Raw genomic sequence first — 21,720 nt, 5'->3', positions numbered from 1 at the left:
TCGCGGGCTCGCCTTCGTGGCGTTCTCGGCCGGCTACTTCGTGCTCAACCACATCTACCGGCTCGACCGCGGGCCGACCGAGTGGCTGATGATCTTCTGCATGGGCCTGGCCTACGCCACCGCGCTGTGGCGCACCCGCACGCTGTGGGCCGCAGTGGGCCTGCACTGGGGCTGGAATCTCGCCAACGGCGTGCTCGACCCGCTGCTGCCGGCCGACACGCTCGATGCCCACGGCAGCAACCTGCTGACCGCCGCCGTGCATCTGCTGATAGTGACTGCGTTGCTGGCGATACCGCGCCATGGACGATCCGGCGTTGTCGCGACAGGTTACGCCCACTAGCGCAGGGAGCGGGGCGCCCATGGCCGAGTGCTGACCCGTGGCGTCCGTCGCGTCATGACTTTCGGCAGGGGGTCTTGCCGCTGCTGCGGGCTTGTCTCAGGCTGGCGCATCGTTGTTCGACAGGGGGAGTCATGGTGTCCAAACGATTTGGTGGGTTCCTGCCCGCCCTGGTTCTGCTTGCACTGCCGTGCGCGGCAATGGCACAGGTCGACGCACCGGCCGCGGCTTCCACGGCACCGGCTCCAGTAGCCGTCAACGCCGCGCCGATTCCGCTGGCCGCGCCCGACGCGGCCGCAGTGTCCGTGCCGAGCGCGCCGAACGCCTGGGGCGGCGAGCGCACCGGCAGCGAGGCCACCCTCTCCGACCGCGTGGTGACCTACCGCATCGATGCCGAACTCGACGCCGCCAAGCACGCGGTGCACGGCACGGAGCAGTTGCAGTGGCGCAACCGCAGCGACCGGGAGGTGCGCAGCATCTACATGCACCTGTACCTCAATGCGTTCGCCAACGAGGGCAGTACGCTGTTCACCGAACGCGAGGTGCTCACCGCGCACGGCAGCTCGCGTGGCAACGCCCGCCTGAAGAAAGGCGAGTGGGGCTGGATCGACCTCAACTCCGTGCGCCAGGCCGATACCGACCTGAAGTACAGCTTCGTGCAGCCGGACAACGGCCCGGCCACCGATCACACGGTGGTGCGCATCGACCTGGCCCAACCGGTGCCGGCCGGCGGCACGCTGACGCTGGATATCGATTTCCTCAGCCAGCTGCCGCGGGTGGTGGAGCGCACCGGCTGGTTCGGCGACTTCAACCTGGTGGCCCAGTGGTTCCCGAAGATCGGCGTGCTCGAACTGCCCGGTGAGCGCGGTGCCACCGAGGTGCGCTGGAACTGCCACGAGTTCCACTTCAACAGCGAGTTCTATGCGGACTTCGGCCTGTACGACGTCAAGCTGACGGTGCCATCGGATTACACGGTCGGCGCGGTGGGCGAGCAGCAGGGCGAGCCGCAGAGCGCCGGCGGCAAGACCACCTACCACTTCGTGCAGGGCGACGTGCACGACTTCGCCTGGGTGGCGGCCAAGGGCTACAAGACGCTCGACGGCACCTATGAGGGCCCGGGCAGTCCGAAGGTGGCGGTGCGGGTGATCTATCCGCCCGAATACGTGGCCAGCGCGCAGCCGGTACTCAAGGCCAGCATCGATTCGCTGGGCTATTTCTCGCGCACCCTGGGCGCCTATCCGTACAAGACGCTCACTGCCGTGGTACCGCCGTACAACGCGAGCGAAGCCGGCGGCATGGAGTACCCGACGTTCTTCACCGCCGAGGGCTACAACGAGGTGCAGCCCGGCACGATCTCGCAGTACATGATCGATTTCGTGACCATCCATGAGTTCGGTCACGGTTACTTCTACGGCCTGCTCGCCTCGAACGAGTTCGAGGAGCCGATGCTGGACGAGGGCCTCAACGAGTACTGGGACCAGCGCATGCTGCGCGAGCGCAAGCAGGGCATCGACCTGTCCTCGCCGCTGATGAACTGGCTCGGCCTGACGCCGTCGATGAGCGGCTTCGTGCAGGAGCGGCTGACCGCCGGACTGGCACGGCCGGCCGACCCGATCGGCGAGAACGCGTGGGACCGCCTGTCCAGCAGCAGCTACGGCTCGGTTTACTCGCGCACGGCCACGGCCATGCACGATCTCGAAGAGCGGCTCGGCACCGAGGTGACCGAGCGCGCGTTCCGCGAGTACTACAAGCGCTGGCATTTCCGGCACCCGTCGGTGGCCGATCTGCGCGCCACGCTGATCGACGTGTCCGGCAAGCCGGCGGTGGTCAACCAGGTGTTCGACCAGGTGGCCTACGGCACCGACGCGATCGACGATGCGGTGACCGCGATCGACACCCAGCAGGTGCTGCCGCAGGCGGGCTCGATGCTCAAGGACGGCAAGCGCGTGGAGGTCGACGCCAAGACCCTGGACAAGCAGATCGACAAGCAGCGCGCCGACTGGGCCAAGGCGCATCCGAAAGCGAAGGACGGCGTGGGCCCGTTCCCGTGGCGCAGCACGGTGACGGTGCGCCGCTACGGCGCGCCGGTGCCGCAGACGCTGCGCCTGACCTACGCCGACGGCAGTCACGAGGATCTGCGCTGGGATGACGATCGTCGCTGGGCACGTTTCGTGGTGACCAAGCCGATGAAGGTGGTCGCTGCCGAGCTCGATCCGGAGCACAAGATCTACCTCGACGCCAACAAGCTCAACGACAGCTACGCCAGCAAGTCCGAGGGCAGCGCCGCGCGGCGCTGGGCGGCCGACGCGGCCGCGTTGCTGCAGAACTTCTATTCGCTGCTGGGGACGCTGTGATGGCCTACAACACTTCGCGCCGGGTCGATCTCGGTTCCCTGGTTGGCGCGCCGTTCGCCGCCCTGCAGTGGCGCCTGCTGCTGCTGTGGGTGGTGCTCTTGCTGGTCCCCGCCGCCATCGTCAGCCTGCCGCTGTGGGGTGCGCTGGGCGAGCTGCTGGACCACTCGGTGCAGGCCGCCGCTTGGGCACAGTCGTTCAACGCCATGATGTTCGGCGACGTGATGATGCAGCTGGGCCAGAACAACGCATGGCTCAACGGCGCCGGCCTGGCCGGGCTGGTGGTGACGCTGCTGCTGCTGCCGTGGCTGCACGGCATGGTGGTCGCCGCGGGGCGCGCCGGGCGTGCGCTCGGCTTCGGTCACCTGCTGCAGAGCGGTCTGATCGAGTACGGGCGCATGTTCCGCCTGATGCTGTGGTCGTTGCTGCCCTATGCGGTGATGCTGGGCCTGGCCGGCTTGGCGATGGGCATGGCCTCCAAGCAGGGCGACGCGGCGGTGCTGGAGTCCAAGGCGGTGATGGCGCGCCACGTGGCCATGGGCGTGGCGCTGGCGCTGTTCGTGCTGGCGCAGGCGATCGTGGAGTCCGCGCGGGCGTCATTCGTGGCCGACATTGGCCTGCGTTCGGCCACCCGCGCCTTGGGCCGCGGCGTGATGCAGCTGCTGCGCCGTCCGCTGAGCACGCTGCTCAGCTACCTGCTTATCACGCTGGTGGGGCTGGCGATCGCACTGGCACTGGGGATGGCGCGCATCCACACGCCGGCGCTGGGGCTGGGTGGCTTCGTGCTGGCGCTGCTGCTCACCCAGCTCGCCGTGGCCAGCAATGGCTGGATGCACGCCGCGAGGGTGTTTGCACTGGCCCGGGTGGCCGCGTCGCTGAATCCGTCGCGCCGCGGCGGAGGCCTGCCGCCGGCACTGTGACCGGCGCGAACCTTCTGCGTTGATCGCGACGATGCCGGCCTTGTGCCGGCATTGTCGTGTCAGGGGCGCAGGTCACGCCGGTTCGCGCGAACCAGCGGCACCGGCGGTGACGTCAGCAGTGGTCCACGCGCGTGGACCGCGCGGTGCTCCCGGCGATGGGCCGCATTGCACCTGTCGCGCATGACGCTCGGGCGGTATTGCCGCAGGCGTGTCGAAGGCTGGAGCGCCCGCCGCGCCGCCTGCGTTCGGAAGGTTACGACGCTTGCGTGATCGGTCAGGGCGTTCCCAGCCGCAACAGCAGCAGTTCACCGCCACCGTCGATGCGCAGGCGCATACCGTCTGCCGGCAGCCAGGTGGGCTCGTCCAGCGTCAGCTCGGCGCGCGCGTCGCCATGCTGCCACTGGGCCCGGCCCGCGAGCAGCCAGGCCAGCCAGTGCGCGTGCGCGGGCAGCAGCATGGGCCCCTGCAACGGTCGAGCGATCAGCTCCAGCGCCTGCGGCACACGGGACTGCAGTCGCACCAGGCGGGTGGCGGTGTCGGTGCGGAAGACGCATGCCGGCGGCGCCGCGGCGAGCTGCAGCCGAAGCAGGTCGGTGGTGGTGTCGCCGCAGTGCATCTGCACCGGAGCATCCAGTGCCACGATGCGCTGATCGGTCATGCCGGGTTCCGCCGCCGGCAGCGTGGCCGCGACGTCCAGTGCGTGGAGGGTAATGCGCCAGTCGCCGTGATCCGCGTCCGTGGCGTGCGGGCCGTCGAGGGTGCCGGCGGCGACCGCGCGAACCACCGGCGCGATGGAGTGGGCGTGCGGCGGCAAGCGGTCGGGCGAGGCCGCGCAGTCGGTCATGCCCAGGCGCGGCGAGGCTCGCGGAACGGTGGGTAGTAGGCGAACACGTGGGTGTTGCAGCCGTAGAAATCCATGTTTTCGATGTGTTCGCCGCCGAGCCGCTCCGCCACCCGGTCGGACGCTTCGTTGCCGATGCGGACCAGGCTGATCAGGCGCTGCGCGTGCAGCGTGTGCCAGGCGAACTCCAGCACGGCGGTGCCGGCCTCGGTGGCGTAACCGTGGTGGCGGTGCTCTGGCTTTAGCATCCAGCCTAGCTCGAGATCCGGCCAGCCTTCGGGATACATCAGCCCGGCCCGCCCGAGGAACTCGCCGGTCTCCTTCGACTCCAGCGCCCACATGCCGCAACCGCGCAGCTGCCAGTGCCCCAGCAGCATCGCCAGCGAACGCCAGGCGTTGGTGCGGTCCAGCGGCTGGCCGTCGCCGATCCAGCGCGTGCTGGCCGGGTCGGCGAGCATCGCGGCGTAATCGTCGAAGTGCCGTTCGGTCAGCGCGGTCAGGCGCAGACGCGCCGTTTCGAGAGTGGGAATGTCGGACATGGCCATTCGGTTATCAGCGACGGCTATCCAGCAATCGGCCGAGTGCGTGGGTACTTGAGGCGAGGGCTTCCTCCCATGCCAAGCCGGTGATTGTCTCACCGGTTGCCGAATCGACAAAATCCTCCGCCTCGCCGGGGGGCAGCAGGTGGCGGTAGTCCACCGTGACCTCGGTGCCGGCGGGCAGATCGGCCTGGGCGAAGATGAAGCCCAGATGCCACAGCCCGGTAGGCGAGAAGCTGTGGTTGACGTAGCACTCGTCGGGCCAGTCAGGCGAGACGGTGTAGCGGTCCTCGAACCAGCGGGCGCTGGCATGGCGTTGCGCCGCCAGCTCGGGCGAGGCGGTCAGTTCCGCGTGGCGCCAGGTCCGGTCGATCGCATCCGGCGCAGTGATGATGCTGCCGGCGCGTACCGGCTCGTCGAGAAACAGGCCTTTGCCTGCACCGCCGATGGTGGAGGCGGCGATGCGGTAACGCGGAAGGATCATGTCTGGCGCAGCACTCTGGGCCCGGATCGGGCGCGCCGGAGTGTAACGCAAGCGGCGCGGGCTACCGGGAGCCCGCGCCGCCGCCCCATCCGTGGGTCGGGGAGTCCCTGCGGGGTTACTTGGCGCCGGTCTTGACCTTGCCCTTGGCCTTGGCGGATTTCGGTGCCTTGGCCGCGGCGCCGGCGGCATTGCCGCTGAACTGGATGGCGTCGGTGTTGCGCTTGAGCGTGGCCGGGCCCATGCCCTTGACCTGGGCGAGGTCATCCACGCTCTTGAACGGGCCGTGGGCCTCGCGCCAGGCGACGATCGCCTTGGCCTTGGCCGGGCCCACGCCATCGAGCGAGCGCGAGATGGTGGCGGCGTCCGCCTTGTTGATGTTGACCGGGGTAGCGGCGAAGGCCGGCAGGGCGACAGCCAGCGCGAGGGCGGCGGCGAGCAGTGAGCGGAACATGGCAATCCTCCGTGATCGATGGTCACCGCCGTGGCGGCGACGGCCAGGGCAGGCCGCGGAGGTCACTGTGCCGCCGCGGGTCCGCGTCCGCTGCCGGTGCACGGCCCGTCCAGCCGGGGGCGCCGGCGTGCGCGACTGTGGGTCGCAGCTGACAACCGCGTGGGCCGCGGCAGGGCGCGCGGGGGGCGCTGGTACAATCGCGGCTTTGTTGTTGCAGCCGGAGATGCCCATGGATACCACCCGACTTTCCCGTTTCGTCAGCGGCCTGTGGGACGACGAGATCGTGCCGCAGCTGGTGGAATACATCCGCATTCCCAACAAGTCGCCGATGTTCGACAAGGACTGGGCCAGCCATGGCTACATGGACCAGGCCGTCACGCTGATGGAGACGTGGGCACGCAGCAAGCTCGACGCGCTGCCCGGCGCCACGCTGGAGGTGGTGCGCCTGGAAGGCCGCACGCCGCTGATCTACATCGACGTACCGGGCGCGGGCGACGACACCGTGGTGCTTTACGGTCACCTGGACAAGCAGCCGGAGATGACCGGCTGGGCCGACGACCTCGGCCCGTGGAAGCCGGTGATCAAGGGCGACAAACTCTATGGCCGTGGCGGTGCGGACGACGGCTACGCGATCTTCGGCTCGCTTGCGGCGCTGCTGGCGCTGCGCGAGCAGGGCATTGCGCACAGTCGCTGCGTGATCATGATCGAGGCGTGTGAGGAGTCCGGCAGCTACGACCTGCCGTTCTACGTCGATCACCTGGCCGGGCGCATCGGCAATCCGTCGCTGGTGGTGTGCCTGGATTCGGGTTGCGGCAACTACGACCAGCTTTGGCTGACCACCAGCCTGCGCGGCATGACCGGTGGCGAGCTGAGCGTGCAGGTGCTGGACGAAGGCGTGCACTCGGGCGACGCCTCCGGCGTGGTGCCGTCGAGCTTCCGCATCCTGCGCGAGCTGCTGTCGCGGCTGGAGGATCCGGCCACCGGCACGATCGTGCCGAAAGAGCTCTACGTCGAGATCCCGGCCGAGCGGGTGGAACAGGCGCGGCACGCGACCGAGGTGCTCGGTACGGCGATCTACGACAAGTTTCCGTTCGTGGCCGGCATGCAGCCGGTCAGCGACGACCTGGTGGAACTGGTGCTCAACCGCACGTGGCGGCCGCAGCTGGCGGTAACCGGTGCAGGCGGACTGCCGGCATTGGAAAGCGCCGGCAACGTGCTGCGCCCGTTCACCGCGATGAAGCTGAGCCTGCGCGTGCCGCCCACGCTCAACGGCGCCAAGGCCGGCGACTTCGTCAAGCAGCTGCTGGAGAAGGATCCGCCGTATGGCGCCAAGGTCAGCTTCAAGGTGGAAAAGGACGGCAGCGGCTGGAACGCACCGCAGCTTTCCCCGTGGCTGGCGCAGGCGGTGAGCGAGGCGTCGGAGCACTACTTCGGCGCGCCGGCGGCCTATATGGGCGAGGGCGGCTCGATCCCGTTCATGGGCATGCTGGGAGAGAAGTTTCCCGAGGCGCAGTTCCTCATCACCGGCGTGCTCGGCCCGCATTCCAATGCGCACGGCCCGAACGAGTTCCTGCACATCCCCACCGGCAAGAAGGTGTCGATGGTGGTCGCCGAGGTGGTGGCCAAGCACCACGCGCAAGGTGCCCGAGACTGACTCCGTGGCCCCTCTCCCCGCCGCCGGCCGCCGCGAGGGAGGGTCACCATGGCGGACCCGGTCTGCGCGTGTCCGAAGAAGGCGCGCCGCGTCGTCGCTGATCACCCGGGCCGGTCCACCTCATCCCACTCCTCGCCCCGTCGGGCAGAGGACGTAGAAGCAGAGCGCGCACGCATGGACCACTCCTATCTCGCATCGAACTGGAACGCCGTGCGCGATAGCGTCGCGCAGGCCTGCCGCGACGCTGGCCGCGAACCGTCGGAAGTCACCATCCTGCCGGTCAGCAAGACCTTTGGCGCGGATGTGGTGCAGGCGGCCGCCGCACTGGGCCTGCGCCGGTTCGGCGAGAACCGCGTGCAGGAAGTACGCGAGAAGGCGCCGCTGCTGGCCGACCTGGGCCTTGCGTGGGTGATCATCGGGCCACTGCAGACCAACAAGGCCAAGGACGTTGCCCGGCTCGCGCACGAGGTGCAGACGCTGGACCGCCTGGCACTGGCCGAGGCGCTGCATCACCGCCTGCAGATCGAGGGCCGCACGCTCGACGTGCTGGTGCAGGTGAAGACCTCGCCGGAGGAGAGCAAGCACGGCCTGGCACCCGAGGCGCTGGCGCCGTTGCTGGCCGAGCTGCGGCGCTTCGACACCCTGCACGTGCGTGGCCTGATGACCATCGCCACTCACACCGACGATGCCATCGAGGTGCGCCGCTGCTTCCGCCAGCTGCGCGAACTGCGCGATGCCATGGTCGCCGACGGTTACGACCTGCCGCGCCTGTCGATGGGCATGAGCGGCGACTTTGCGCTGGCGATCGCCGAGGGAGCCACCGAGGTCCGCATCGGCAGCGCGATCTTCGGCGCCCGGCCGGCGGCACCCGCCGGCTGAACGCGCTGCTCGCGTCCGCTTTGCCGGATAACTGGTCGACGGGGTTCACTTAACCTCGATCCAACAAGCGGCCGTGAAGGCTTTGTTACTTTCGATCGGTTGCCACGCCGTCGGCTTTGCCGGCGACCTGTTCCACCCTTGTCGCAAAGTAAGCTTGGGAGCTTGTCCCGCATGCCGATCAAAGCATTGACCGCGCTGTTTGCGCTCGCTGTCGCCGTGTGTGCCGCGCCGCTGCACGCCGACGAAGCCGCTCCCGCGCTGCCCATGCAGGCCGTCGCCGCCCCGCTGGCAGGCGCGCTGCCGTTGTTCAACCCCGCGCCGGCACTGGCGCAGTCCGCGCTGCCGGCCAGTGCCGAGGCGCTGCTGGCCTCGGCGGTACAGGCACCGGAGGCCACGGTCGACGCCGACGCCGGCTCGGATCTGCGCAAGACCCTGATCGACCTGGCGATGACGCTGCGCCACATCCGCTACGTGCGGGGCGGCCACGATCCGGCCACCGGCTTCGACTGCAGCGGATTCGTCCGCTACGTCTTTGGCGAAGCGATCGGCCTGCACCTGCCGCGCAACGCCGCCTCGCAGTTCCTCGCAGGGCTGAAGGTAAAGCGCGGCGACATGCAGCCGGGCGACCTGGTGTTCTTCCGCACCGCCGGGCGCCGCGGACGTATCTCGCACGTGGGCATCTATATCGACAACGGCAAGTTCATCCACTCGCCGTCGCGTGGCGAGACGGTGCGCGTGGACAATCTCTCCGACCGCTACTGGTCGCGCCGCTTTGCCGGGGCCAAGCGTCCCGAGGCGATGGCCCAGGTCGACACGCCCGCCGACAAGGGCTGATCGCTCGCGCATTGCTCGCGATGAAAAAGGCCGCCGCGAGGCGGCCTTTTTCGTGACGGCGCGACGCAGCGTCGCAGCGGAGGTTGCGCCGAGATCCGCGCCACCCCACATCAAGGGGCTGACCCACCTGCCGAGGAAACCCGATGCCCCTCTCCACGCTGCGCCAGCTGCCCGGTGTCACGGCCACCCCCGACGCGGACACCCACGGCTACGTGTTCAACCACACCATGCTGCGGGTGAAGGACGTGGCCGCATCGCTGGATTTCTACACCCGCGTGCTGGGGTTCACCCCGGTGCACCGGCAGGAATTCGCCGAGGCGGCGTTCACCATCTACTACCTGGTGCTGCAGGCGGACCCCACGGCGATTCCCGAGGACGACGCGGCCCGCCTGCAGTGGGTGCTCGGGCGGCCGGGCGTGCTGGAGCTGACCTACAACCACGGCACCGAGCAGCAGCCGGAGTTCCAGTACCACGATGGCAACAGCGAGCCGCGGGGCTTTGGCCACCTGTGCGTGTCGGTGCCTGACGTACGAGCTGCGTGCGCACGCTTCGAGGCGCTCGGCGTGCCGTTCCAGAAGCGCCTGGCCGACGGCCGCATGAAGCACATCGCCTTCATCAAGGATCCGGACGGCTACTGGATCGAGATCCTGCAGCCGACGCCGCTGGTGGACTGAGCGCCGATGTTGCCAGCCGACGCCCGGCCGATTCGGGGTCGCCGGCGAACCGTTGCAGCCGGCCGCGGTCTGTGATGCCGCTGCCGCAAAGAATCGAGGAACCGTGATGCCGATAGACCTGCCGCCCGTCACCCGCAACCTGCTGATCGCCAACGTGGCGGTGTTTCTGCTGCAACAGGTGATGCCCGCGGTGCTGATGTGGTTCGCGCTGTGGCCGCTGGGCAGCGGGTTGTTCCAGCCATGGCAGATCGTGAGCAACGGCTTCATGCATGGCGGCGTGGCCCACATCGCCTTCAACATGCTGGCGTTGTACATGTTCGGCGGGCAGATCGAGCGACTGTTCGGCGCCCGGCACTACACCATCTACTACTTCACCTGCCTGGTGGTGGCGTCCGTGCTGCAGTTGGTGGTGCTGCGGTGGTTTGCGCATGATTTCCAGACCCCGACGATCGGCGCCTCCGGCGCGGTGTTCGGACTGCTGCTGGCGTTCGGCATGATGTCCCCGCACGAGAAGGTGTACTTCATGCTGCTGCCGATCCCCATGCCCGCGTGGCTGTTCGTGATCGGGTACGGCGCGCTGGAGCTGATCTCCGGCGTGGTCGGCTGGATGCCGGGGGTAGCGCATTTCGCCCACCTGGGCGGCATGCTGGGAGGCTACGTGCTGATCCAGTACTGGCGCGGGCGATTTCCCCTCAAGCCGCGGCGACGCCTGCTGCGCTGAGCGCGAGGCGCGCACGAAAACGGCGGCCGGGGGCCGCCGTTTTCGTATCCACCGGTCAGCCGGTCAGCGCAGCGCGAGGAAATCCGCACTCACCACGAAGCGCACCGCGTCCAGGCGCAGGCGCGACTTCGGCAGGGCGGCGAGCAGGGCATCGCGCTCGGACTGCACCATCGCGATCTCGGACGCGCTGATCGACGGATTCACCGCGCGCAACGCCTGCAGGCGGGCCAGGTCGGCATCCAGCGTGTCGGTGGCCAGGGCGACGGCATCGGCCATACGCTCGGCGGCACGCGTACCGGCCACCGTTTCGGCTTTTTCGAGCATCGGCGGCACCAGCTTGTTGAGGAACTTGCGGTAGCGCGCCACCTCGATGCTGCGGTCGGCGGCCTTGCGCAGTCCGATCTCGCTGGGCTGGAAGTCGTCGCGCTCGGCCAGCCGCGTGTCCACCGTGACCACGATCGGCAGCGTGGGCAGGAAACGCTCGGCGTCGAGCCCGCGATCGGCCACGCATTCGAGCAGGAACACCGCTTGCAGCAGCGCACTGCGCGGGCCCAGCGCGTCGTCCACCATGAAGGCCGCATTGCCCTGCTCGCCGGTCAGCGCGAGATCCATCGCGCCCAGCACCAGCGGGTGATCGAGCCGCAGCAGCGGAAGATCCTCGCGCGCCAGCGCCAGCTCGCGATCGAAAGTGACCGACACCGGGCCGTCGGCGAAACCGGGCAGGGCGTCGGTGGAGAGGTACTGCGGATCGAGCAGCAGCACCTTGGGGCCGAGCTCCTCGGCGTGGATGCCGAACTGCTCCAGCAGCCGCTGCACGAAGGCGTCGCGCGAGGGGTCGACGTCCTCGCGGCGGAACGCCTGGCTCAGCTCCTCAGCGTGCAGGTCGCGGCTGGCGGCCAGTTCCAGCAGGTGATCGCGGCCGGCGCGGATCAGCTCGGCCAGCTCTTCGTGGCTGGCGCGCGTCTCGGCGATCAGCACGTCCAGCTCCTGGTCGCGGCCATCCGCACTGCGGGCATGTTCGCTGGCCAGCGCGGCCAGTGGCTCGCCGTAACGGCGCAGCAGCTCGCGGCCGTCGGCGGGGCTGGAACGGAAGGCATCCAGGCCCTCGTCGTACCAGCGCGCCAGCACGTGCTGCGCACTGCCTTCGACGGCCAGGATGTGGATGGAAATATCGTGCTGCTGACCAATGCGGTCGAGCCGGCCGATGCGCTGCTCGAGCAGGTCCGGATCCAGCGGCAGATCCCACAGCACCAGGCGGTGGGCGAACTGGAAGTTGCGCCCTTCCGAGCCGATCTCCGAGCACAGCAGCAGGCGCGCGCCGTCGGGCTGGGCGAAGAACGCCGCGTTGCGGTCGCGCTGGATGATGCCGAGCCCCTCGTGGAAGCGCGCGATGCCGGCGCCGGTGCGCGTGCGCAGCGCTTCTTCCAGCGCCAGCACCTTGGCCTGGCTGCGGCAGATCAGCAGGAACTTGTCCTGCGGATGCTTCTCCAGCAGGTCGACCAGTGCCTGCAGGCGCGGGTCCTCGCTGTAGTCCAGCGCGATGATCGGCGCGGGCTGCTGGATGTCGGCGTGGAATTCGGCCAGCAGGGTCTGGCGGGTGTTTTCGTCCAGCTCGTCGGCGTCCTGCAGGTGCCACACCGGCAAGCGCTTGGGAAAGCCGCCGATGCCGGCGCGGCGGTTGCGGAACATGGCCCGGCCGGTGCCGTGGCGATCGATCAGCGCGGCGAGGATCGCGCGCGCGTGCTCGGGCTTGATCGTCTCGGCCAGCTGCGCGGTGAGCTCGGCGTCGCCGGCCAGCGCGGTGGCCAGCATGCTGCGCTGGTCGACGTCCAGCGGCTGGTTTTCCAGCAGGCGATCCGCCACCTGCGAAAGCGCCTGGAAGGTGTCGGCCTCGGCCAGGTAGGCATCGAGGTCGCTGTAGCGCTGCGGATCGAGCAGGCGCAGGCGCGCAAAGTGGCCGCTGCGGCCGAGCTGTTCGGGCGTGGCGGTGAGCAGGATCACGCCGGGCGTCTGCGCGGCGAGTTTTTCCACCAGCGCGTAACGCGGGCTGGCCGCTTCGGGCGTCCATTCCAGATGGTGCGCCTCGTCGACCACCAGCAGGTCCCAGCCGGCGTCGAGCAGCTGCTGCGAACGCTTGGGCGAGGATTCCAGGAAGCCGAAGTCGGCGATCACCAACTGCTCGTCCTCGAACGGGTTGCTGCCCGGCTCGGACTGCTCCAGCGCTTCGCAGCGCTCCTCGTCATAGATCGCGAAGCTGAGGTTGAAGCGGCGCATCAGCTCGACGAACCACTGGTACACCAGCGTGTCCGGCAGCAGCACCAGCGCGCGGCTGGCACGTCCGGTGGCGAGCTGGCGCGCCAGGATCATGCCGGCCTCGATGGTTTTGCCCAAGCCCACTTCGTCGGCCAGCAGCACGCGTGGCGGACGACGCGCGGCGGCGATGCCGGCCACGCGCAGCTGGTGCGGCACCAGCCCCACGCGGGCGGCGGCCAGCCCCCAGGTGGGTGAGCGGCGCGCCTCGGCGCGGCGGCGCAGGGCGTCCAGGCGCAGCTCGAACTGGGCCACCGGATCGGTGCGGCCGCCGATCAGCCGGTCATCGGCCTGGCTGACGCTCTGCTCGTCGTCGAGCTGGCCTTCCTCCATCTCGCGGCCTTCGCCGCGGTAGACCAGCAGGCCTTCGCGCACGTCGATGCGCTCCACCAGGAACGAGATGCCCTTGCCGGCGACGCGCTGGCCGGGGCGGAATTCGGCGCGCACCAGCGGCGCCGACTCCATCGCGTAGGGCCTGAGCACCCCGGCCTTGGCGAACAGCACCTGCACGCCGCGTCCTTCGACGCGCAGTACGGTGCCCAGGCCCAGTTCGGGTTCGGCGGTGGAGATCCAGCGTTGACCAGGTACGAACATTGCGAAGCCGTGTAGCGACAAAGGCCATCGATTATCCGCCCCTTGCCGCGCTCAGGGAACAGCGGCCGCGCTCAGGTATCGACCCATTGCCGCAAAAGGTTGTGATAGACGTTGGTGAGTCGCAGCACCGCGCCGGCATCCGCGCCGGCGGCCTGCAGCGTCTGGATCGCCTGGTCCAGCTCGAACAGCGTGCGCCGCCGTCCGTCGTCGCGGACCAGGCTCTGCACCCAGAAGAACGCGGCCAGCCGGCTGCCGCGGGTCACCGGGTCGACCCGGTGCAGGCTGCTCGCCGGGTACAGGATCAGGTCCCCGGCCGGCAGCTTCACCTCGTGCTCGCCGTAGGTGTCGCTGATGAGAAGGGCACCGCCGTCGTACTCGTCCGGTGCGCTGAGAAACAGCGTGCACGCGATGTCGCTGCGCAGCTGGCCGGCCTGGTCCGGCAGGGCCATCACCGCTCCGTCGACGTGGAAGCCGTAGTGCCCGCCGCCTTCGTATCGGTTGAACCGCGGCGGCAGGGTGCGTTGCGGCAGTGCGGCCGCATGGAACAGCGGGTGCCGCGCCACCGCCGCGAGCACCAGCGCGCCCAATGCCTGCCGCACGGGCGCGCCCTCGGGCAACTGCAGGTTGCGCTTCACCCGCGCACCCTGCGCGCCTACGGTTTCGCGCCCGTCGGTCCAGTTGCCCTCGCGCAGCTGCTCGACGCAGTGACGAATCTCTTCGGCATCCAGGACGCCGGCAACGTGCAGCAGCATGGCGGGGTTCTCCGCGGCGCGCCGGATCAGAAGCGCAGGTTGGCGGTGAGCATCGCCGATCGCGGCGTGCCCGGGGTGTAGCGGTAGCCGCTCTTGTTGATCGCGGCCACGTAGCGCTTGTCGAACAGGTTGTAGAGGTTGAGCTGCACGCTCAGGTGCCGGTTCACCGGCAGGCTGGCGACGGCGTCGAACACCCAGTACGCCGCGGTGGTGGTCGGGGTGCCGATGGCGCCGTCGGTGCCGCGCTTGAGGCCGCCCACGTAGCGTGCGCCGCCGCCGAGGGTAAGGCCGGAGGTCCAGCGGTAGGTGGTCCAGCTGGTGAAGGCGCGTTTCGGGGTGTAGGCCAGGTCGCGCGAGCCATCGCTGCTCACCAGGGCGCCCTTGAGCACGGTGGCATCCATGGTGGTGACGCCGGCGCTGAGCGCCCAGTGCTCGGTGAGCCGGCCGACTGCCCCCAGCTCCACGCCCTGCACGCGCTTGCGGCCGACCTGGTAGTACTGCTGGTCCACCGGGTCCTGCACCAGCTCGTTGCTGACGGTCGTGCGGTAGAGCGCGCCGGTGAGCAGCAGCTTGCCGTCGAGCACGTCCCACTTGCTGCCCACTTCCACGGTGCGGGCCTTCTGCGGATCGAGGTTGGGGTTGTCCGCGCTGTTCGCCGAGCTGCTCAGGGTGAGCGTGTTGCCGCCGGGCGGCTCCTGCGACTGCGCCACGTTGGCGTAGACGCTGGCGTTCGCGGCCGGTTTGTACAGCACGCCCAGCTTGTAGTTGGGCAGGTTGCCGGAGGTGCGCACCTTCAGTCCCGGCACCGGGGTGGAAGCCGGCAACGTGCCGCAGGCCGGTGCGTTGCGCGCGCCGCACAGCACGGTGCTGTCGAAGTCGGTGGTGTAGTGGTCCAGGCGCGCGCCGGCATTGATCTTCCAGCGCTCACCGAAGCTCAGCGTGGCGAAGGCGTAGACCGCGGCGGTGCGGGTCACGCCGCGACTGTGCGCACCGGTGCGGCCAACCCGCAGCCCGCCGACGTCCGGGTCGGGTGCATACAGGCTGGCGGCGGGAAGCGCGGTGCCGTCGAGAGCGGCCTGGCCGATCGCGCTGGCTTCCTCGCGCGTCAGTTCCACGCCCAGGCTGAGGTCGTGGTCGACGTGGCGGCCTTCGGCATGCACGCGCAGGTTGGTCTGGTTGGTCAGGATGCGGTTGGTCTGGTCCTTGAACGTGGGCAGGTCGCGGGTGATCGTCCAGGTGGACGCATCGGCTGGATCAGGCGTGAGCAGGTTGGCCGCGTTGGCCCGGTACGAGATCAGCTGGTAGTCCTGGTGCGTACGCGCCCAGCGCGCGGTGTTCTGCAGCGTGGCCTCGGGCGAGATGTCGTGCTGCACGATCGCGGTGAGCATGTCCGAGCGCACGTCGTCATGGTCGCCCAGGGTGCCGTAGAAGTTCGACGGGTCCACCGGCGCGGCGTCGCCCAGGAACGGACGCGCCGGGTCTGGCGTGCCGTAGCCGGGCAGGCCGACGGTGGAGACACCGCCATCGGGACGGTTCTGCTGGGTGACGTGCAGCGCGTCGATGTACACGCGCGTGGCGGTCTTCAGGCCGAACGCCAGCGACGGCGCCACGCCCCAGCGCTTGCTGCGCACGGCGTCGCGGCCGGGAACGCCGCTGTTTTGCCCCAGCAGGTTGAGCCGGAAGGCGGCGGTGGGTGACAGCGTCTGGTTCCAGTCGGCGGTGGCGCGCCGCTGGGTGGCGCTGCCGTAGGCGATGGAGCCGGACAGCGCAGCGGCCGGCATCGGCTGCTTGCTGACCAGGTTGATGGCGCCGGTGGGCGCGGTGCGGCCGTAGGTGGTGCCGTCTGCTCCCTTGGTCACCTCGATCTGCTCGAGGTTGAACACGTCGCGCGAGTAGGAGCCGAGGTCGCGCACGCCGTCGACGAAAATGCTGCCGGACGTGTCGAAGCCGCGCATGGTGATGCCGTCGCCGGTGGTGGTGCTGCCGTTTTCGCCCGCGTAAAAAGTGCCCACGCCGGGGCTGTTGCGCAGCGCTTCGGTGAGGGTGGTGGCTGCCTGTTGATCGATCAGGTCGCGCCCGATCACCTGCACGGTCTGGGCAGTGTCCAGCAGCGCCTGGGTGAACTTGGGCGAAGACAGCTCGTCCACGCGGTAGTCCGGGCCGCGGTTCGCCTCCACCTTCAGGCCCGGCAGGCGCTGCGCCTGACTGCGCTGCGCGGTGGTGTCCACCTCGGTGGCCGCGGCGAGGGCGGGAGCCAGCGCCAGCGACGTGAGCAGGACGGCGGTGGAGGGGCGGGCGTGCTTGCGCGACGTGATGAAGGCCATGCGGAATCCTTGCTGCAACGGTCGTCCACCTCGTCGGCGCCGGTCCCTGGGGGCGGCCGGTACCGTCCCGCGCGGCAATGTGGCCGGCGGAGAGAAGGCAGAAGCGGGTGGTGCGCTGGCGAGGAAGACTGGCTGGGCGCGGAGCCGCCATGGTACCTAAATGCGAATGATTTGCAACACGGGGCGGCAACGAGGCATGAAAAAGGCCCCGCAGTTGCCTGCGGGGCCTGATCCATCCGGTGCCGACGAGGCGGCGCCGGCAGCGCTACGGAATTACCAGATCTTCACCTGCTTGTCGCCCGAGCGGACCATGGCATCGCCCGGCTTGCACTGGAACGCCGCGGCAAACGCCGGCATGTTCGACGGCGCGCCGATGGCGCGCAGCGAGGCCGGTGCGTGCGGGTCGGTGTTGAGCTGCAGCAGTGCCTGCTTCTCGCGGATGCTGCCGCGCCACACGCGCGCCCAGTTGAGGAAGAACCGCTGGTCCTGGGTGTAGCCGTCGATCTTCTTGCCGGCCTCTTCCGGGTGGTTCTTCAGCGCAGCCTGGAGCGCGTCATAGGCCACCGCGGTGCCGCCCAGGTCGGCGATGTTCTCGCCCAGGGTCAGCTTGCCGTTGACGTGCGCGTCCGGCTTGTCCTTGATCGGCGTGTAGTCGTTGAACTGCTGCACCAGCTTGTCGGTGCGGGCGTCGAACTTGGCGCGATCTTCCTTGGTCCACCAGTTCTTGTTGTTGCCGTCGCCGTCGAACTGGCTGCCCTCGTCGTCGAAGCCGTGGCTGGCCTCGTGGCCGATCACCGCGCCGATGCCGCCGTAGTTGATCGCGTCGTCGGCATTGGCGTCGAAGAACGGCGGCTGCAGGATCGCGGCCGGGAAGTTGATCGTGTTGTCGGTCGGGTTGTAGTACGCGTTGACCGTCTGCGGGGTCATGCCCCACTCCTTGCGGTCGGTCGGCTTGCCGATCTTGTCCACGTCGTAGCGGTAGTTGTACTTACCCGCGGCCATCACGTTGGCGTAGAAGTTGTCCGGGGTGACAGTGAGGCCGGACCAGTCACGCCACTTGTCGGGATAGCCGATCTTGGGCAGGAAGGTGTTCCACTTGGCGATCGCCTTTTCCTTGGTCTCGGCGCTCATCCAGTCGAGGTTCTCGATGCGCGCCTTGAGGGCGTTGCGCACGTTGTCGACCAGCTCCTGCGCGCGGGCCTTGGCTTCGGGCGTGAACTCCTGCTTGACGTACAGCTCGCCCAGCGCCATGCCCATGCCGCCGTTGACGGTGCCGAGCACGCGCTTCCACAGCGGCTTCTGCTCCGGCTGGCCGGACAGGGTCTTGCCGTAGAAATCGAACTTGTTGTCGGCAAACGCCTTGGTCAGGTACGGCGAGGCGTCGTCGATCACGTGGAAGCGCAGGTACGCCTTCCACTGGTCCACCGGCGCCTTGGCCAGCAGCTTGTCGAACTCGGCGAAGAACTTCGGCTGCGACAGCGAGAAGCCCTTGTCGATGGTGACGTCCTGGGCTGCGAAGAACTTCTCCCAGTCGAAGTGCGGGGTGACCTTGTCGGCGTCCTTGACGCTGACGAAGTGGTACTGCGCCTGCGGATCGCGCAGCTCCACGGGGGCCAGCGAGGCCTTGGCCAGTTCGGTCTCGAACGCCATCACCTGGTCGGCCTGCTTCTTGGCCTCATCGGCAGAAACACCGGTGAGCTCGAGCGTCTTGGTGATGTAATCCAGGTACGCCTTGCGCTCGTCGGCGTGCTTCGGATCGAGGTAGTAGTCCTTGGTCGGCAGGCCCAGGCCGCTCTGGAAGGTGTAGCCGATCTGCATGTCGGCATGCTGGAAGTCGGCGCCGGAGCCGAACGAGAACACCTGCTGGTCGCCATCGGCGAAGCTCTTGACCAAGTAGTCGGCCACGTCGGAGCCGTTCTTCAGCGACGCGATGGCGTCGAGCTTGGGCTTGATCGGGTCGAAGCCGGCCTTCTCGCGGGCGGCCTCGTCCATGCCGGACTGGTACATGTAGCCGATCTTCTGCTCGATCGAGCCGGCCGGCGCGCTGGCGGCGTTCTTGGCGGCGTTCTCGACGATGGTGTGCTGCGTGTTGAGGCTGTCCTCGGCCAGCTGGTCGAAGGCGCCCCAGCGGCTGCGGTCGCTCGGGATCGGGTTGGCGGCAACCCACTTGCTGTTGACGAAGCCGTCGAAGTCCTGGCACGCGTTGATGCTGGTGTCGATGTCGGCGACGTCGAACGCGCTCTTGGGAGCGGCGGGCGCGGCGGCGGTCGCTGCGGTCGAGGCCTTGGCCGGAGCAGCCGGAGCGTCGGCCGGCTCCTGCTTGCCGCAGGCGGCCAGCGAGAGCGCGAGGCTGACGCCGAGCGCCAGGGGTTTCATATACGGCTTGGTCATGGATGTCCCTCTGTGAATGATTCGCCCGGGGGCGGTGTCGTGATGCAATCGATCTGACCGTGCCGGCGGGCACGCCGTGGGCGGTCATGACTCTTCACGCTAGGCCAAGAGTCATGGGTCAGACAGTGTCAAAGGTCAGGGGGTCGCGGGGGCGCCGGCGGGGCTCGCCGCGGCCGGCACGAGCCGCCGCCGCGAGTCGGCATCCAGCCGCAGCACCGGGTAGGCGCCCACGTCCTGGGTGCGGAACCAGGGCGACCGCAGGTAGAAGTAGTTCAGCCGCGCGGCCGGGTCGGCGGCGAACGCCGGGTCGCTGGCGAGCCGTTGCTGGAACGCGCGCTGCAGTGCCGGATCGGCCGCCATCATGTCGCGGGCGAGCTTCTCCAGCACACGCGGCTCACCGTATTCCTTGGGCTCGAACACGGCGTTGAGGTAGCCCCAGTGCAACAGCGAATCGGGCGCTTGCGGCTCCAGCAGCGCGATGGCGACGTTCTCTGCCCGCTGGTCCATCGGCACGATCACCGAGCCGGCCGGCAGGGTAACCCGGCGTTGCGCCGTCTCCAAGGTGAAGTCGCGCAGCATCAGGTGGCCTTCGAACGAGCTGTCGGCCCAATGCGGCTGGCCGAGCTGGTAGCCGGTCGCAGACACCGTCACCGGCTGGTCGAGCCGTTGCATGGCGACCCCGTGGGCGGCCAGGCGCTCGATCACCGCGGTCCACTGGGCCGGGATCGCGTAGGCCGCCGGTGGCGTGACGGACAGGTCCGGCAGCAGGTCGTTCCAGTTGTCGATGCGGTAATCGGTGGGGCGACGCGGGTCGTAGCGGATCCAGTCGGTGTTGGATACCTCGCTGTGGGTCAGGGTGAACGCAAAACCCTTCAGCGTGAACGGCGTGGCGACCGGCGATGCCTTGAAGGTGATCGGCACGCGGGCGTCGACGATGCCGGCGCGCGCCACGACGCGCGCATCGGCCCCGGTCGTCGCCGCCAGCAGCGGTGCGGGCGCGGCGTTGATCTGCGCCAGCAGTTGCTGCAGCAGGTCGTACACCGCCCGGACGCGCACGGCGTAGGGCTTGAGCATGTGCGTTTCGATCAGCAGCGCGGGCCGGTTCTGCAATGCGGCGTAGCCGGTGGAGAAGCGCGGCCCGGAGCCGAAGTTGGCGATGCCCTTGCGCGGGTCGCGGCCGTCCTTGAACTCCAGGTAGATCGAGGCAAGGTGGCCGTGCTTTTCGTAAGCGGGGATCGCCTGCGCCATCAGCGCCTTCTGCCAGGCGGCCACCGCCGGATCGAGCTTGTCCGCGTCCTCGGTGTACCAGGTGAGGTCGTACTGGTAGTCCGCGCCGTCGGTGGTGTGCACGTCGACGAGGAAGTCCGGCAGCCACCGTTGCCACAGGCGCAGCCAGGCGCGCATTTCCGGCGTGTCGGCCTTGATGTAATCGCGGTTGAGGTTGAGGTACTGCGACTGCCCGCGAAAGCCCATGCTTGCGGGGCCGTTCTGGTTGATCCGGTGGTAGGGCGAGCTGTTCTCGTGGCCGTCCACGCTGAACACCGGGATGTAGACCAGCACCACGTGGTCGAGCAGGTGCGGGTATTTGCCGGCGACTGTGATGTCCCGCAACAGCATCAGGCCGGCGTCCTTGCCCTCGATCTCGCCGGGGTGGATGCCGGCCTGCACCAGCACTACCGGGCGGTGCGCCGCGCGCGCTGCGTCGGGGCTGAAGCTGCCATTGCCGCTGGCGATCACCGCGACCATCGCCCGGCCCTCGGGCGAGGTGCCGAAGGTGACCAGCTTCAGCTTGTCCGGCGCAGCCTGCTGCAGCCGCTGCAGGTACGCCACGGTGTCGGCGTAGCTCGGCGTGGTACGGAAATGCGTCGCTTCAGCGGGCGTGGTCCAGTCGGTGGCCTGCGCCGTGCAGGCGGCAAGCGCGAGCAGCGCGGTCAACAGCAGTCGGGTCATGGCGGTTCCGGGGGAAGTGGCTAGAGCGGCGCGACGCGGCCGGCGGGTGAGGCAGGCAGCGTATCGGGCGCCACGGCGCCGCCGGAAATGATGAACGCCATGGCCTGGTCCATGGTCCAGTCGGTCGGGGTCAGTTCGGCCACCGGCACCACCACCAGGTAGCCGCCGGTGGGATTGGGCGTGGTGGGGATGTACACGGCAGCCATCTCGCGCCCGCTGCCTTCCTCGAGCATCACGCGGGTGACGAAGCCGGCCACCTTCATGCCGGGGCGCGGAAAGTCGATCAGCACCACGCGCTGCACGCCGGACGGCTTCTGCTGCAGCACGGCCATCAGTTTCTTGGTGCCGCCATAGATCGTCTGCACCAGCGGGATGCGGGCCAGCAGGCGATCGAAGGTGTCGATCAGGCGCTTGCCGATGACGCGGTTGGCAAGCCAGCCGAGCGCGTACAGCGCCAGCAGCGTGATCAACAGGGCCGGCACGAACGTGAACCAGCGGTTGTCCAGGGTCTGGGCGGTGTGCGGGGACACCAGCGCCACCGCGCTCAGCAACGCCGATACCAGCGGCGCCCCGATGCCTGCCAGCAGGCCGAGCACGAAGGTGAATACCGCGATGGTGATCCACAGCGGCAGAAACGTGAGCAGGCCGGTGAGCAGGTAACGACGTATGCGCAGGGGTGGCATGGCGGACTCGCAGTGCTGTGAGGCGACCATT

General features: G+C 68.9%; 18 protein-coding genes. 8 read left to right on the top strand and 10 right to left on the bottom strand.

What is annotated here, in order from left to right:
- The 3 genes from VFG40_RS16020 to VFG40_RS16010 all read left to right on the top strand — a co-directional run.
- Positions 1–340, top strand: a 340-nt coding sequence (locus VFG40_RS16020; protein ID WP_324899328.1) for a CPBP family glutamic-type intramembrane protease, incomplete at its 5' end; no start/stop codon positions are given.
- Positions 341–471: 131 nt separating this feature from the next.
- Entirely contained in the window at positions 472–2,691 is a 2,220-nt protein-coding gene (locus VFG40_RS16015) for a M1 family metallopeptidase (RefSeq protein WP_324899326.1), read from the top strand.
- Positions 2,691–3,608 carry a hypothetical protein gene (locus VFG40_RS16010; RefSeq protein ID WP_324899324.1) on the top strand — a complete coding sequence of 306 codons (918 nt, stop codon included), beginning with the start codon at positions 2,691–2,693 and terminating at the stop codon, positions 3,606–3,608. Before VFG40_RS16015 ends, VFG40_RS16010 begins: the two co-directional genes overlap by 1 nt.
- A gap of 274 nt (positions 3,609–3,882) precedes the next feature.
- Here the strand turns inward: VFG40_RS16010 and VFG40_RS16005 are convergent, their stop codons facing one another.
- From VFG40_RS16005 to VFG40_RS15990, 4 genes are all read right to left on the bottom strand, one after another.
- Positions 3,883–4,452 carry a hypothetical protein gene (locus VFG40_RS16005; RefSeq protein WP_324899322.1) on the bottom strand — a complete coding sequence of 190 codons (570 nt, stop codon included), beginning with the start codon at positions 4,450–4,452 and terminating at the stop codon, positions 3,883–3,885.
- On the bottom strand, positions 4,449–4,988 hold the full coding sequence (locus tag VFG40_RS16000; RefSeq protein WP_324899320.1) for a GNAT family N-acetyltransferase: 540 nt from the start codon (positions 4,986–4,988) through the stop codon (positions 4,449–4,451). Before VFG40_RS16000 ends, VFG40_RS16005 begins: the two co-directional genes overlap by 4 nt.
- A 13-nt stretch (positions 4,989–5,001) precedes the next feature.
- Entirely contained in the window at positions 5,002–5,472 is a 471-nt protein-coding gene (locus VFG40_RS15995; protein WP_324899318.1) for an SET domain-containing protein-lysine N-methyltransferase, read from the bottom strand.
- A gap of 115 nt (positions 5,473–5,587) precedes the next feature.
- Entirely contained in the window at positions 5,588–5,923 is a 336-nt protein-coding gene (locus VFG40_RS15990; RefSeq protein WP_324899316.1) for a ComEA family DNA-binding protein, read from the bottom strand.
- Between the two features lie 229 nt (positions 5,924–6,152).
- Here VFG40_RS15990 and VFG40_RS15985 point away from each other — a divergent pair, with 229 nt between their 5' ends.
- The 5 genes from VFG40_RS15985 (at position 6,153) to VFG40_RS15965 (ending at position 10,685) form a co-directional block, all read left to right on the top strand.
- Positions 6,153–7,577 (top strand): M20 family metallopeptidase, encoded by a 1,425-nt coding sequence (locus tag VFG40_RS15985; RefSeq protein ID WP_324899314.1) that lies wholly within the window; start codon positions 6,153–6,155, stop codon positions 7,575–7,577.
- A 174-nt stretch (positions 7,578–7,751) separates the two neighbouring features.
- Positions 7,752–8,456, top strand: coding sequence for a YggS family pyridoxal phosphate-dependent enzyme (locus tag VFG40_RS15980; RefSeq protein WP_324899312.1), 705 nt, complete (start codon positions 7,752–7,754; stop codon positions 8,454–8,456).
- A gap of 171 nt (positions 8,457–8,627) precedes the next feature.
- Positions 8,628–9,290 (top strand): C40 family peptidase, encoded by a 663-nt coding sequence (locus VFG40_RS15975; protein WP_324899310.1) that lies wholly within the window; start codon positions 8,628–8,630, stop codon positions 9,288–9,290.
- 143 nt (positions 9,291–9,433) lie between these two features.
- Positions 9,434–9,964: a lactoylglutathione lyase gene (gene gloA / locus VFG40_RS15970; RefSeq protein ID WP_324899308.1), complete on the top strand. Its 531-nt coding sequence runs from the start codon at positions 9,434–9,436 to the stop codon at positions 9,962–9,964.
- Between the two features lie 106 nt (positions 9,965–10,070).
- On the top strand, positions 10,071–10,685 hold the full coding sequence (locus VFG40_RS15965) for a rhomboid family intramembrane serine protease (RefSeq protein WP_324899306.1): 615 nt from the start codon (positions 10,071–10,073) through the stop codon (positions 10,683–10,685).
- A 63-nt stretch (positions 10,686–10,748) separates the two neighbouring features.
- On the opposite strand, the gene rapA is transcribed toward VFG40_RS15965, so the two are convergent.
- From rapA to VFG40_RS15935, 6 genes are all read right to left on the bottom strand, one after another.
- Positions 10,749–13,589 (bottom strand): RNA polymerase-associated protein RapA, encoded by a 2,841-nt coding sequence (rapA, locus tag VFG40_RS15960; RefSeq protein WP_324899304.1) that lies wholly within the window; start codon positions 13,587–13,589, stop codon positions 10,749–10,751.
- Between the two features lie 71 nt (positions 13,590–13,660).
- Positions 13,661–14,341, bottom strand: a complete 681-nt coding sequence (locus VFG40_RS15955) for a Fe2+-dependent dioxygenase (protein WP_324899302.1) — start codon at positions 14,339–14,341, stop codon at positions 13,661–13,663.
- A gap of 26 nt (positions 14,342–14,367) precedes the next feature.
- A complete protein-coding gene (locus tag VFG40_RS15950; protein ID WP_324899300.1) occupies positions 14,368–16,665 on the bottom strand; it encodes a catecholate siderophore receptor Fiu in 2,298 nt (765 codons plus the stop codon).
- 273 nt (positions 16,666–16,938) lie between these two features.
- The gene (locus VFG40_RS15945) at positions 16,939–19,056 is read right to left on the bottom strand and encodes a M13 family metallopeptidase (RefSeq protein ID WP_324899298.1); all 2,118 of its coding nucleotides are present in this window, start codon (positions 19,054–19,056) and stop codon (positions 16,939–16,941) included.
- Positions 19,057–19,191: 135 nt separating this feature from the next.
- Positions 19,192–21,006, bottom strand: a complete 1,815-nt coding sequence (locus VFG40_RS15940; RefSeq protein ID WP_324899296.1) for a M14 family metallopeptidase — start codon at positions 21,004–21,006, stop codon at positions 19,192–19,194.
- Between the two features lie 20 nt (positions 21,007–21,026).
- Positions 21,027–21,689: a DUF502 domain-containing protein gene (locus VFG40_RS15935; protein WP_324899294.1), complete on the bottom strand. Its 663-nt coding sequence runs from the start codon at positions 21,687–21,689 to the stop codon at positions 21,027–21,029.
- Between the last annotated feature and the right edge of the window lie 31 nt (positions 21,690–21,720).

The organism is Dyella sp. (assembly GCF_035685805.1).
Classification (GTDB): Bacteria; Pseudomonadota; Gammaproteobacteria; order Xanthomonadales; family Rhodanobacteraceae; genus Dyella_A.
The sequence above is the reverse complement of the archived record's forward strand: the minus strand, read 5'-3'. Positions and strand labels throughout refer to the sequence as shown.

Excerpts from the sequence above, each read along its gene's own strand:
- rapA (WP_324899304.1), bottom strand. The coding sequence starts at position 13,589 with ATGTTCGTACCTGGTCAACGCTGGATCTCCACCGCCGAACCCGAACTG.
- VFG40_RS15955 (WP_324899302.1), bottom strand. The coding sequence starts at position 14,341 with ATGCTGCTGCACGTTGCCGGCGTCCTGGATGCCGAAGAGATTCGTCAC.
- VFG40_RS16015 (WP_324899326.1), top strand. The coding sequence starts at position 472 with ATGGTGTCCAAACGATTTGGTGGGTTCCTGCCCGCCCTGGTTCTGCTT.
- VFG40_RS15980 (WP_324899312.1), top strand. The coding sequence starts at position 7,752 with ATGGACCACTCCTATCTCGCATCGAACTGGAACGCCGTGCGCGATAGC.
- VFG40_RS15935 (WP_324899294.1), bottom strand. The coding sequence starts at position 21,689 with ATGCCACCCCTGCGCATACGTCGTTACCTGCTCACCGGCCTGCTCACG.
- VFG40_RS15965 (WP_324899306.1), top strand. The coding sequence starts at position 10,071 with ATGCCGATAGACCTGCCGCCCGTCACCCGCAACCTGCTGATCGCCAAC.
- VFG40_RS15985 (WP_324899314.1), top strand. The coding sequence starts at position 6,153 with ATGGATACCACCCGACTTTCCCGTTTCGTCAGCGGCCTGTGGGACGAC.
- gloA (WP_324899308.1), top strand. The coding sequence starts at position 9,434 with ATGCCCCTCTCCACGCTGCGCCAGCTGCCCGGTGTCACGGCCACCCCC.
- VFG40_RS15990 (WP_324899316.1), bottom strand. The coding sequence starts at position 5,923 with ATGTTCCGCTCACTGCTCGCCGCCGCCCTCGCGCTGGCTGTCGCCCTG.
- VFG40_RS15975 (WP_324899310.1), top strand. The coding sequence starts at position 8,628 with ATGCCGATCAAAGCATTGACCGCGCTGTTTGCGCTCGCTGTCGCCGTG.
- VFG40_RS16010 (WP_324899324.1), top strand. The coding sequence starts at position 2,691 with ATGGCCTACAACACTTCGCGCCGGGTCGATCTCGGTTCCCTGGTTGGC.
- VFG40_RS15940 (WP_324899296.1), bottom strand. The coding sequence starts at position 21,006 with ATGACCCGACTGCTGTTGACCGCGCTGCTCGCGCTTGCCGCCTGCACG.
- VFG40_RS15945 (WP_324899298.1), bottom strand. The coding sequence starts at position 19,056 with ATGACCAAGCCGTATATGAAACCCCTGGCGCTCGGCGTCAGCCTCGCG.
- VFG40_RS15950 (WP_324899300.1), bottom strand. The coding sequence starts at position 16,665 with ATGGCCTTCATCACGTCGCGCAAGCACGCCCGCCCCTCCACCGCCGTC.
- VFG40_RS15995 (WP_324899318.1), bottom strand. The coding sequence starts at position 5,472 with ATGATCCTTCCGCGTTACCGCATCGCCGCCTCCACCATCGGCGGTGCA.
- VFG40_RS16005 (WP_324899322.1), bottom strand. The coding sequence starts at position 4,452 with ATGACCGACTGCGCGGCCTCGCCCGACCGCTTGCCGCCGCACGCCCAC.
- VFG40_RS16000 (WP_324899320.1), bottom strand. The coding sequence starts at position 4,988 with ATGTCCGACATTCCCACTCTCGAAACGGCGCGTCTGCGCCTGACCGCG.